This is a genomic window from Kitasatospora sp. NPDC059577, assembly GCF_042735475.1.
In the GTDB taxonomy this organism is placed as follows: Bacteria; Actinomycetota; Actinomycetes; order Streptomycetales; family Streptomycetaceae; genus Kitasatospora.
On the sequence record NZ_JBHWBZ010000009.1, the window covers coordinates 41,735 to 53,882 of the forward strand.

The following is a 12,148-nucleotide window of genomic DNA, read 5'->3' on the forward strand; positions in this document are numbered from 1 at the left end:
CCTGTGTGCCCGGCCGCCCCCCGCCGCTTGCGGGCGCCCGCCCACGGCGCCTCCCGCAGCCCCCGCCCCCCCGCACCCCGCCCTCGACCAGTTTCCTCATCGCGGGCGCCCCGGGGGGCGGGGGCGCCCTGCTCCAGCGGCGGATCCGGTGCGGGCCAAGGCTCCGGCTCCGGCGGCTCCGGCGGCGCGGGTGCCACCCAGGGCGGCGGCACCAAGGGCGACCCGACCCAGGCCGTGGTCCCCAAGGGCACCCCGATCGGCGACGGCTCCAACGCGGACACCGGCCCGCAGCCGAACCAGCCCAAGCCCGAGAAGCTCAAGCCGGGCGAGCGGCCGCCGCAGTTCGTGGTGTTCTCCTGGGACGGCGCGGGCGGCACCGACGACAACCAGTTCCCCCGCTTCCTGAAGCTGGCCGAGCAGTACAAGGCCACGATGACCTTCTTCCTCTCGGGCATCTACGCCCTGCCCAAGACCAAGGCCGACCTGTACCACCCGCCGAAGCACTCGGTCGGAGCCTCCGACATCCCGTACCTGTCGGACGGCGCGGTCAAGAGCACGCTCAAGCTCATCAGCCAGGCCTGGCTGGCCGGACACGAGATCGGCACCCACTTCAACGGGCACTTCTGCTCCAGCCGCCCCGACAAGAACGGGGTCAACATGTGGACCCCGGACGACTGGCAGAGCGAGATCGACCAGGCCATCGGGTTCGTCACCCAGTGGCGCACCAACACCGGCTTCACCGACGTCGACCCGCTCCCCTTCGACTACAAGAAGGAGCTCATCGGCGGCCGCACCCCGTGCCTGGAGGGGCAGAAGGCGCTGCTGCCGACCATCGCCAAGCTCGGCTGGAAGTACGACGCCAGCTCCTCGGGCGGCCTCCAGATCTGGCCGCAGAAGGTCCAGGACGGCAAGGTCTGGGACTTCCCGCTGCAGTCCATACCCTTCCCCGGGCACACCTTCCAGGTCCTGTCGATGGACTACAACATCCTGGCCAACCAGTCCGGCGGCAGCACCAAGGGCGACCCGGGGAAGTACGACGAGTGGCGCACCCAGGCCGCGAACTCCTACCAGGCCGGCTTCGACCGCGCGTACAACAGCAACCGCGCGCCGTTCTTCGTCGGCAACCACTTCGAGCAGTGGAACGGCGGCATCTACATGGACGCCGTCGAGCAGACGCTCAAGGCGATCGCGGGCAAGCCGGACGTCCGGCTGGTCTCCTTCAAGCAGCTGGTCGAGTGGCTGGAGGTGCAGGACCAGTCCACCCTGCGCAAGCTGCGTTCGCTCAACGTCGGCCAGGCCCCGGCGGGCGGCTGGGAGACCTTCCTCGGCACGGCCGGCTGACGCACCGCCGGGCGGAGGAGCAGGCACCGCCCGGAAGTTGTGCGGCGCGGACGACGCGGTCGACGCGGTCGCGGGCGGGACGGTACGGCCGGCGGGGTTCACACCCCGCCGGCCGCCGTCGTTCCGGGGCCGTGGCCGTGACCGGGACCGGGGCCGTGACCGTGACCGGGGCAGCCCGGGGCTTGAGCGCCCCTGGCCGGACCGGACCGGCTACCCCGCCCCGCGGCGGGGGTGTCCGCCAGGAGGCTGCGGACGATGCGGTCGGCCCCGGCCTCGCCCCAGAGGATCGAGTAATGGTTGGTGCCCGGCACGGGCTCGGCCGGAACCCGTTCCCGGTCCAGCCCGGCCAGCCCGATCCGCCGGTGGTCGTAGAGTCCCTGCGGCTCGTCGAGCAGGCCGCGCTCCGCCCAGAGGAGTTCGGCCGGGCAGGGCAGCCGGTGCACGGCGGCGGCCGCCTCCTGGTCGAGGAGGACCTGGGCGCCGTCGGTCCGCACGGCCTCCGGCACGCAGGAGGAACGCAGATCGGGCACCTCGCCGACGAGGTCGCGCTGGGTGTAGGCGTCGATCCCCTCGGACCACGCACCGCCGAAGGCCGGGTGCCGGCGCCAGAACTCCCGGTAGGCGTCGTGGTCCGGGAAGGTCATGGACAACCGGGTCAGCGCGGGGCCGAGCACCGCGGCCAGGGCGTCCTCCGCGGGGACGCCCTCCGGCAGCGGGAAGGTCACGGCGCCGTCCACCAGCAGGACGCGGCGGACGAGCCGGGGGTGCCGGACGGCCGCCAGGGCGGTGACCCAGGCCCCCATCGAGTGACCGACGACGACGGCGGGCCCCGCGCCGAGCGCCGTGATCAACGCGGCCACGTCGTCGGCGTGCCGGGCCAGCCCGTACGGTCCGGCGACCGAGCGGCTGGCACCGCGGCCCCGCAGGTCCGGCGCCAGCAGGGTGACCCGCCCGGCGAGCCGCCGGGCGACCTCGTACCAGGCGAGGCCGTTGGCGGTGATGCCGTGCACCGCCACGACCGTCGGCGCCCCCGGGTCCTCGGCGGGCCAGCGCAGGACGGTCAGGCCCCCGCCGGGCACGGGGACGCTCGACTCCTCGGGTTTCAGCGGCGACTGGCTCACGCGGGGGTACCTCCGGTGGGACGGGCGGTCCGGACGCCGGCCGGCATCCGGGCGGAGCGGGCGGCACGGATGCGGGCGGGCGGCTCCGGCCGGGCCGCCGGTCGGGGAGGCGGTCCGGTGGGGGCTGTCGAGCCGCGCACGGGGACCGGCTCCTCAGGGTACGGCGGGGCGGATGCCGGAACCGTACGTGTGCGGGGGGATCGACGACATGTGGCCGAACGACGCATCAGCACGGCGGGATGTGGATCCGGCCGCCATACCGCCGGCGACCGGCACCACCTCCCCGGCGCCGGCCCTCGGCCCGTGCAACGCCCTGGCGGCCCGGACCGCACGGGAGTTGCGCGACGGACGGTACGTGAACCCGGGCGTCGGCCTGCCCACCCCGGTCCCCGGCCACCTGCCGACGGGCGTCGAGGAGCTGTCGCGTCCGGCGACCGGACGGGGAGTCTCCGGGGGGCGGGCGAGGGGCGGAGCGGTATCGCGCGGTCCGGTCGGTGGCGAATTCGTGGCAATAGCATCAACGGCCGCCGGAATGGCCGGGAACTGTGGCATCTTCACGCTCGTGCCGTGACGATCCCCCCGGTCGGTTGCGATCACCGTTACGCTCAGGGAGAGTTGAGGACTCCGGGGATCCCGACGTGACCGGAGGGGAAGCCGGAATGCGCTCCGGGATCCCGCATTCGGGGCCGCCGTGCCGGCGCGCGGCCGAACCGGTCGCACACACTGGATGTGCCGGAGGCCGGATGTGCCGTGCCGCCCGGGAACTGCCGGAAAGCCACAGTTCACCGGGCAGTGTTCCGTCCGGACGGCACGGACGATCCCGACGGCATGGACGGCGCCGGGTCGGGACCACGCAAAGCCCAGCAATGCCCAGCAAAGCCAAGCAATGCCGAGCAGTGCCCAGCGAAGCCGAGCGAATGCCCAGCGAAGCGGAGCAAGCGAAGCAAGGCGCGGAACTCCGGGGGGAAACAGCCATGACCACGCCGTTCTCACGACGGAAGGGCGTCGGAACGGCCCGCGGGCGAGGTGCCGGGCGGCTCGACGAGGCCGCCCTGAGCGAGTTACCCGTACCCGAAGCCCCCTACGACTACGGCCACTTCAGCCGCCTGGCCGGCCCCGCACACGATCCGGACGAGGACGACGACCTCGGCGGCGGGGTCTACCGCCCCGAGCCGCCGGTACACCTCCCCGCAGCGGGCACCCACCCCCCGGCGGCCGCCCACCCCGCGGGCACCCACCCCGCGGGCACCCACCCGGTGGCCCGGGCGTCCGGGTCCTGGCCCGAAGCGCCCCCGCCCGCTCCTTGCGCCGCCCCCTACCGCGTCCGGTACCGCAGCCTGCTGCGTCGCGAGCCGCACCGGATCCGGGCGGCCCTGTTACTGACGGCCGCCCCCGTGGTGGAGGCGGTGCTGCTGGTCTGGCTGCTGCTGCCGGAGCACTGGCCGGAGCGGCTGGACGAGACGAACTCCCTGGTGCTGCTCGGCGACAAGGTGATGATCGGGATCATCGCCGTGGTCGAGGTGTTCCGACTGGTCAACGTGGTCTCCAACACCCACGCCACCCTGGTCGCCCGCGACCCGATCCCGGTGACCCCGGAGCCGGGCACCCGGGTCGCCTTCCTCACCACCTGCGTGCCGGGCAAGGAGCCGCCCGAGATGGTCCGGGCCACCCTGGTCGCGGCCCGCGCGGTGCGACACGAAGGACCGTACGACGTCTGGCTGTTGGACGAGGGAAACGATCCTGCAATGCGGGCGCTCTGCGGCGAGCTGGGCGTCCGCCACTTCACCCGCGCCGGCCGCCCGCACTGGAACCGCCCCGAGGGCCGGTTCCGCGCCAGGAGCAAGCACGGCAACTACAACGCCTGGCTCCAGGCCCACGGCGACGACTACGACTTCTGGGTGTCCGTCGACACCGACCACGTTCCGCTGCCCGACTTCTGCGAGCGCATGCTCGGCTACTTCCGCGACCCCGACGTCGCATTCGTGGTCGGGCCCCAGGTGTACGGGAACTACCGCAGCTCGGGCTCGGCCGTCACCAAATTCTCCGAAAGCCAGCAGTACCTCTTCCACGCCCTCATCCAACGCGCCGGAAACCGTTACGGCGCGCCCATGTTCGTCGGCACCAACAACGCCGTCAGAATCCGCGCACTCCAGTCGATCGGCGGGTTGTACGACTCCGTCACGGAGGACATGGCGACCGGTCTGGAGTTCCACCGGAGCCGGAACCCGGAGACCGGGGACCGCTGGAAGTCCGTGTACACCCCGGACGTGCTCGCCGTCGGTGAAGGGCCGTCCTCCTGGACCGACTTCTTCTCCCAGCAACTGCGCTGGAGCCGGGGCACCTACGAAACGCTGCTCACCCAGTACTGGCGGGTGTTCCGGCAGCTCTCGCCGGGCCGGCTGCTCAACTACTCGCTGATGGTCGGCTTCTACCCGATGGCCGCACTCACCTGGCTGCTCGGCGGCCTGTCCAGCGTGCTCTACCTGGGCTTCGGCGCCTCGGGCGTCCACGTCTCCTCCGAGATCTGGATGATGCTCTACAGTGACGCCGCCGCGCTCCAGCTGCTGCTGTACACCTGGAACCGCAAGCACAACGTGAGCCCGCACGAGCCCGCGGGCTCCTCCGGGGTCGCCGGGATGGTGATGTCGGCGCTCTGCGGCCCGGTCTACGCGGCCTCGCTGCTGCAGGCCCTGGTGCGCCGCCGCAGCCGCTTCGAGGTGACCCCGAAGGGCCGCTCGGCCAGCACCGACCGCCTCGGCACCTTCCGCTACCACCTGTTCTGGACGCTGGTGTTCGGCGGCGCGATCGCCGCCTCCTACGTCACCGGCTACGACCACGTCGCGATGCGCACCTGGGCCTGGATCGCCCTGGCGCTGACCCTCCTGCCGGTCCTGATCCTGGCCGGTGACGCCGTGCGCCGCCGCCGCACCCGGCCCACCGCGACCCTCACCGTCACCGGCGGTCCGGCGACGGCACCGAAGGTCCTCCTGGAGAAGCGCCGTCCGCGCCACGCCCGCGACCCCCGGACACGGCAGTACACGCAGGACGGACAGCAGCCACCCTTCCCCCTCCCCGCACCCGACCGGGCCGAGAGCGGCACCCCCATCCACTGAGGGAGCACCCACCGTGAGGATCCACCAGACCGGCCGCACCAAGCGCCTCGCCCTCGGCAGCACCGTCGCGCTGGCGGTGGCCGGAATGAACGCGCCGGCCGTCCTCGGCTTCGCGAGCCGGCAGTACCACCACTACGTGGTCAACCAGCCCGAGTACAAGGCCCGGTACGGACACTGGCAGACCCTGACGCTGCCCGCCGCGTTCCGGGTCAACGCCGTCCACGCCACCCTGCTGCGCACCGGAAAGGTCCTGATCGTGGCCGGCTCCGGCAACGACGAGAAGCAGTTCGACGCGGGCACCTTCAAGAGCCTGCTCTGGGACCCGGCGCAGAACAGCTACAAACCGGTGCCCACCCCGGCCGACATGTTCTGCGGCGGCCACACCTCGCTGCCGGACGGCCGGGTCCTGGTGGCCGGCGGCACCCAGCGGTACGAGAAGCTGGCGGGCGCGGTGAAGAAGGCGGCCGGCGTCATGCAGGTGCGCAACGAGAGCCCGGAACACGACCGGACCTTCCCGAAGGGCACCGTCTTCGTCGCCCCGAACGGCCGCGAGTACGCCACCACCGTCCAGGTGACCGTCCCGGCCGCGACCAAGAGCGGCTCCGGCAAGCAGACCGTCGTCACCGCCGGGCGGCAGCACGTGTTCGTGGAGGCGGTCGGCACCGGGCCCGACTACGTCGTCCCCTCCCCCGCCCAGTACCGGATCAAGGGCCTCGGCGGGGCCGACGCCCACGACCTCTACGGGCAGAGCGACAAGCTGACCCTGGACAAGCAGGAGTACCAGGGCATCCGCTCCGCCTTCGAGTTCAACCCGGACACCGAGCTGTACGAGCCGGTCACCGACATGGCGCACGCCCGCTGGTACCCGACGCTGACCGGGCTGGGCGACGGCCGGGTGGTCACCGTCTCCGGGCTGGACGACACCGGCGAGATCCTCGACGGCAACAGCAACGAGGTCTACGACCCGAAGGGGAAGACCTGGACCAAGGCCCCCGACCGCTACTTCCCGACCTACCCGGCGATCTTCCTGACCGCCTCCGGCAAGCTCTTCTACTCCGGTTCCAACGGCGGCTACGGCCCCGCCGAGAAGGGCCGCGTGCCCGGTGTGTGGGACCTGTCGGACAACGGCTTCCAGCCCGTGCCCGGCCTGCGCGACCCGGAGCTGACCGAGACCTCCTCCTCGGTGCTGCTGCCGCCCGCGCAGGCGCAGAAGGTGATGGTGCTCGGCGGCGGTGGCGTCGGCGAGTCACCGCTGTCCACGGCCCGCACCGACATCGCCGACCTCTCCGTCGCCGCGCCCTCCTTCGCCCCGGGTCCGGACCTGCCCGCCGGCGGCACCCGCTACCTCAACAGCGTGATCCTCCCCGACGACACCGTCCTCACCACCGGCGGCTCCAGCGGCTACCGCGGCCGGGGAGAGAGCGACCTGCTCAAGGCGCAGGTGTACCACCCGGACTCCAACAGCTTCACCACCGCCGCCGAACCGACCGTCGGCCGCGACTACCACTCGGAGGCGCTGCTGCTGCCGGACGGCCGGGTCGCCGTGCTGGGCTCCAACCCGCTCTTCGCGGACAAGGCCGAGACCCAGCCGGGCGGCTTCGAGCAGCGCATCGAGATCTACACCCCGCCGTACCTGTACCGCGGCGACCGCCCGCAGGTCGGCGCCGCGCCGCAGGCGGCGAAGCTCGGCGGCACCGTGAACGTGGGCACCTCCCGGCCGGACGCGGTCGCCACCGCCAAGCTGATCCGGCCGAGCTCCGTCACCCACGTGACGGACGTCGAGCAGCGCTCGGTGGCCCTGGACATCACCGGCCGGACGGCGGACGGCGTCTCGCTCTCCCTCCCCGGCAACCCGAACCTGCTGCCGCCGGGCTGGTACATGCTGTTCCTGACCGACGCCGCCGGCACCCCGTCGGTCGCCCACTGGATCCGGGTCGACGGGTGACCCGGGGCGGGGCCGGCGGCCTCAGCGCGCCCGCCGGGGCGGGGCCGGCGGCCTCAGCGCGCCGCCTGGGCCAGCCCGAGCGCGTACGGCAGCCAGAACTCGCCCGCCCGGGGCTCGCCGCGGCCGCAGTCGCCGTCCGACTCCCCCGGGTTCTTGATCCACAGGTAGGCGTCCACCCCGGGGCGGCCGGTGTCGGCGGTCGGCCGCTCACCGAGCGCGCGCCCCGGCGGGTTGCACCAGGAGTCGCCGCCCAGCGCGCCGTTGCCGCTGCGGCTGGTGTCGACGACGAAGGGCTTGCCGCCCAGCGCGGCGGAGAGCCTGGCGCCGTACGCCGCGTTCCGATCGGTGTCGTAGAAGTTGGCGACGTTCACGGCGAAGCCGTCCGCCGCGGCGATGCCCGCCTTGCGCAGGGCGGTGGCCAGCTCGTCCGGGTCCTGCGCCCAGCCGGGGTTGCCCGCGTCCACGTACACCCGGACGTTCGGACGCTTCTTCAACTCCTGGACGGCGAAGGCGAGCAGGCCGTACCGCTCGGCGGCCAGATCGCCCTTGACGCCGCAGGTGTCCAGGGTGTGCGCGACGGCGTCCGGCTCCAGCACCACCCACGCGCTGCGGTCGCCGAGGGCCTGCGCCACGCCGGTGATCCAGGACCGGTAGGCCGCGGCGTCGGGGGCACCGCCCGCCGAGTACTGCCCGCAGTCCCGGTGCGGGATGTCGTACGCGACGAAGACCGCCGTCCGGCCCGCCTCGGCGGCCCGCCGGCTCACCTGCTCGGCGATCTCCCTGGCGCCCTGCTCACCGAGCCACTGCGAGGAGGGCTGGGAGGCGATCCGCAGCAGCGTGTCGGCCTCCGCCGTCCGGCCCTGGCCACGCAGCGCGGCCACCTGCCGCGCGGCGTTGGTCCGGTCGGAGACGTAGAAGGTCTGCCCGGGCAGCTGGGCGAGGCCACCGGGCCCGTCGGCCGGACCCGCGCCGGTGGCGCCGCCGGTGGCCGCGGCGGTCGGGGAGACGGGCGCGGCACCGGGCCCGCCGCCGTCCGCACCGCTACAGCCGGCCACGGCCACCAGCACACCGGCCAGCAGTGCCCGCACGGCCCACCGGGGAGCACCCGCCCACCGAAACGTCCTCGACCGCCCCAGCCCGTGCACGTACCGCCCCTCCCGGAACCGGTCCGGCGACCGGTCGGCACCAGCTAAGCACACCCGGCACCGGCCGACGGCCACCGGCGGTGAACGCCAAGTGGCCCTGGGCGAACGGGAGATCGAACCCGTCCGGCCCACGGCCACCCGGCGCTCGGCGCGGCTCGGGCCCGGCCCCGCTCGGCCCCGCTGCGTGCTCGGCCTGCTGTGTGCTCAGCCCTGCTTCAGGTCCGGCACCCGCCAGTCGATCGGCTCGCCGCCGAAACCGTCCAGCGCGGCGTTGATCTGCGAGAACGGACGGCTGCCGAAGAACAGCTTGGCGGACAGCGGCGACGGGTGCGCGCCCTGCACCACCACGTGCTTCTCGGTGTCGATCAGCGGCAGCTTCTTCTTCGCGTAGTTGCCCCACAGCACGAAGACCACCGGCTCCTCGCGCTCGCTCACCGCCTTGATCACCGCGTCGGTGAACTTCTCCCAGCCCTTCGCCTTGTGCGAGTTGGCCTCGTGCGCGCGGACCGTGAGCACCGCGTTGAGCAGCAGGACGCCCTGCTCGGCCCAGTGCATCAGGTAGCCGTTGTCCGGGGCCGGAACGCCCAGGTCGGCGTCCAGCTCCTTGAAGATGTTGCGCAGCGACGGCGGCGTCCTGGTGCCGGGGAGCACCGAGAAGCTCATCCCGTGGGCCTGGCCGTTGTCGTGGTACGGGTCCTGGCCGAGCACCAGCACCCGGACCTTGTCGTACGGGGTGGCGTCGAGCGCGGCGAACTCCTGGCCGCTCGGCGGGAACACCTCGTGCTCCGCGCGCTGGGCCGCCACGAAGGCCTCCAGCTCCGCGAAGTACGGCTTCTCCGTCTCGGCACCCAGCACCCCGCGCCAGGACTCGGGCAGCTCCAGCCCGCCGCCCTCGCCGGCCTCGACCACGCCCGCCTCGACCGTGTCCGTCACGACATCTACCTCCCACACCGCGGCTGTTGCGCCGCACGCCCTCTTTCACCCCGAACGCTACACAGGCCCACCGACAGCCCGCTCCACAGGAGCGGCTGCGGGGGCACCCGCCGGAGCGACGTCGGCTCCGGGTCCGGGACCAGGACCGGCTTCGGGACGGGGACCGGCTCCGGTTTCGGGACCAGGACCGGCCTCGGGACCGGGACCAGGCCCGGGACCGGCCTGCCGGGTGGCGTCCCGGGCCGCGCGTTCCACCCGCCGGTGCTCCAGCACGTTCAGCGCCACCAGCAGCACCGCCAACGTCGCCAGCACCACCAGCGCTGGCAGTCGCACCATCGCGGGCACCAGCACCAGCACCACGCCCGCCGCGACGATCCGGGTCGTCGCGACCTGGCGGAACATCATCCAGCGCGTGTACCCGAAGGTCAGCAGGTACAGGCCGCACCCGCCGTACAGCAGCGCCACCGCCCCCGGTCCGAGCGCCTGCCACGGATCCGCGACCGTCTCCCCGAAGCCGACCGCGACCCCGATCACCCCGGCGACCAGCGCCAGGTGCCCGTACTGGAAGATCCGCCGGACCATGTCCCGGCGCGAGTCGGCGATCACCACGGCGTGCCGCATGGCGTCCGCCGCGTACACGAAGTACTGCCACCACAGGCCCGCCGAGATGGTGAACGCGACCGCGACGGCGGCGAGTTCGGCGGCGTCCAGCCGGACGGAGGCCGCCGTGCCGCCGATCCCGACGATCGACTCGCCGAGCGCCACCAGCAGGAACAGCCCGAACCGCTCCGGCATGTGCGCCGGGTGGTAGGCGACCTTCGCGAGCCGCCGCCGGAACACCAGCGGCGCGGCCAGGTCGCAGGACGCGGCCACCGCCCACAGCGCCAGCCGCGGCCCGTCCGGCAGCAGTCCGCCCGCCACCAGCAACGGCCCGCTGACCAGCACGCCCACCCCGTACGGGCCGCGCCAGACGCCCGGGACGCGCACCAGCAGGAGCAGCAGCACCACCCGGGCCAGCCAGTACCCGGCACCGAGCAGCACGCCCCGGCCGCCGTACGCGCCCGGGACCGCGAGCGCCATGAACAGGCCCGCCAGGCCGACCGCCAGGATGCCCAGGCGGTCCCGCAGGTTGTCCACGTCCCGGATGTTGGCCTGCACGGTGGTGCCCACCCAGCACCAGTACACCGGCACGAACACCACCAGGGCCCGGACCAGGCCGGCCCCGTCGTGGTGGTGGTGCAGCAGGCCGGAGACCTGGGTGATCGCGAAGACGAAGACCAGGTCGAAGTAGAGCTCCGCCCAGGTGACCCGCTTCTCCTCCGGGCCCGACGGATCCGGACCCGCCGGATCCGGACCCGCCGGTTCACGACCCACCGATTCACGACCCACCGGCTCACGACCTCCCGGTTCCGGTGATACCCCCGTCGTGCTCATCCGCGCCCCGCCTCCCCGCAAGCCGAAAACCACGAAACGGGCCCCGTCCCGGCGAACGGCCGGAACGGGGCCCGCGACAGCACCGCAGAGGTTAGACCAGCTCGACCAGGTCCGCGATCGACGTGACCACGCGGGTCGGCCGGTACGGGAAGCGCTCCACGTCGGCGGCGGAGGTCAGGCCGGTGAGCACCAGGATGGTCTCCATGCCGGCCTCCATGCCCGCGACGATGTCGGTGTCCATCCGGTCGCCGATCATCACGGCGGTCTCGGAGTGGGCGCCGGCGGTGTTCAGCGCCTCGCGCATCATCAGCGGGTTGGGCTTGCCGACGAAGTACGGGTCGACGCCGGTGGCCTTGGTGATCAGGGCCGCGACCGAGCCGGTGGCCGGCAGCACGCCCTCGGGGGAGGGGCCGGTCTCGTCCGGGTTGGTGCAGATGAACCGGGCGCCCTGGTTGATCAGGCGGATCGCCTTGGTGAGCGCCTCGAAGGAGTAGGTGCGGGTCTCGCCGAGGACCACGTAGTCGGGGTTGTTGTCGGTCAGGACGTAGCCGGCCTGGTACAGCGCGGTGGTGAGCCCGGCCTCGCCGATCACGTAGGCGGTGCCGTTCGGGCGCTGGCTCTTGAGGAACTTCGCGGTGGCCAGGGCGGAGGTCCAGATGCACTCCTCCGGCACCTCCAGGCCCATCCCGGCCAGGCGGGCGCTGAGGTCGCGCGGGGTGTAGATCGAGTTGTTGGTGAGGACCAGGAAGGGCTTGCCGGATTCCCGCAGCCTGCGCAGGAACTCCTCCGCCCCGGGAATGGGGGTGCCCTCGTGGATGAGGACCCCGTCCATGTCGGTCAGCCAGGACTCAATGGGCTTGCGGTCTGCCACGTGCGTGTCTCCCGGAGTGTTGCAACGTCTTGCGTCGTGCGAGGGCCCTGACGCGGCACAGCCTAATCCGCACACCTGGCCGACGGCAGCACGTCCCGCCCACCGGAACAGCGCCGACGCGTCCTCCCGCGGCAGCCGGGAGGTCGCGTCGGGGGCGCGGGGCCCCCGGGGGCCGGGGCGGGCCCGGCCCGGCCGCCGGGCGCCCCCCCCCCGGGCGGGGGGGGGGGGCGGGCGGGGCCGGGCGG

8 protein-coding genes are annotated in these 12,148 nt (G+C 73.2%); 3 read left to right on the forward strand and 5 right to left on the reverse strand.

Annotated elements, in window-relative coordinates; genetic code table 11:
• Positions 1-234 precede the first annotated feature (234 nt).
• Positions 235-1,341, forward strand: a complete 1,107-nt coding sequence (locus ACFV0O_RS10795; protein WP_380339228.1) for a hypothetical protein — start codon at positions 235-237, stop codon at positions 1,339-1,341.
• 98 nt (positions 1,342-1,439) lie between these two features.
• Here ACFV0O_RS10795 and ACFV0O_RS10800 read toward each other — a convergent pair whose 3' ends face one another.
• Entirely contained in the window at positions 1,440-2,462 is a 1,023-nt protein-coding gene (locus tag ACFV0O_RS10800) for an alpha/beta fold hydrolase (protein WP_380339231.1), read from the reverse strand.
• 974 nt (positions 2,463-3,436) lie between these two features.
• Here ACFV0O_RS10800 and ACFV0O_RS10805 point away from each other — a divergent pair.
• Both ACFV0O_RS10805 and ACFV0O_RS10810 read left to right on the forward strand, forming a co-directional pair.
• Positions 3,437-5,575, forward strand: a complete 2,139-nt coding sequence (locus tag ACFV0O_RS10805; protein WP_380339234.1) for a glycosyltransferase family 2 protein — start codon at positions 3,437-3,439, stop codon at positions 5,573-5,575.
• 13 nt (positions 5,576-5,588) lie between these two features.
• Positions 5,589-7,520, forward strand: a complete 1,932-nt coding sequence (locus tag ACFV0O_RS10810; protein WP_380339237.1) for a galactose oxidase-like domain-containing protein — start codon at positions 5,589-5,591, stop codon at positions 7,518-7,520.
• Between the two features lie 53 nt (positions 7,521-7,573).
• Here ACFV0O_RS10810 and ACFV0O_RS10815 read toward each other — a convergent pair whose 3' ends face one another.
• The 4 genes from ACFV0O_RS10815 to ACFV0O_RS10830 all read right to left on the reverse strand — a co-directional run bounded on the left by ACFV0O_RS10815 (position 7,574) and on the right by ACFV0O_RS10830 (position 11,903).
• The gene (locus tag ACFV0O_RS10815; protein ID WP_380339240.1) at positions 7,574-8,608 is read right to left on the reverse strand and encodes a glycoside hydrolase family 6 protein; all 1,035 of its coding nucleotides are present in this window, start codon (positions 8,606-8,608) and stop codon (positions 7,574-7,576) included.
• 261 nt (positions 8,609-8,869) lie between these two features.
• On the reverse strand, positions 8,870-9,598 hold the full coding sequence (locus ACFV0O_RS10820; RefSeq protein ID WP_380339241.1) for a uracil-DNA glycosylase: 729 nt from the start codon (positions 9,596-9,598) through the stop codon (positions 8,870-8,872).
• A 57-nt stretch (positions 9,599-9,655) separates the two neighbouring features.
• Positions 9,656-10,972: a low temperature requirement protein A gene (locus ACFV0O_RS10825; RefSeq protein WP_380339244.1), complete on the reverse strand. Its 1,317-nt coding sequence runs from the start codon at positions 10,970-10,972 to the stop codon at positions 9,656-9,658.
• 151 nt (positions 10,973-11,123) lie between these two features.
• Positions 11,124-11,903, reverse strand: a complete 780-nt coding sequence (locus tag ACFV0O_RS10830) for an HAD-IIA family hydrolase (protein WP_360253248.1) — start codon at positions 11,901-11,903, stop codon at positions 11,124-11,126.
• Positions 11,904-12,148: the final 245 nt, after the last annotated feature.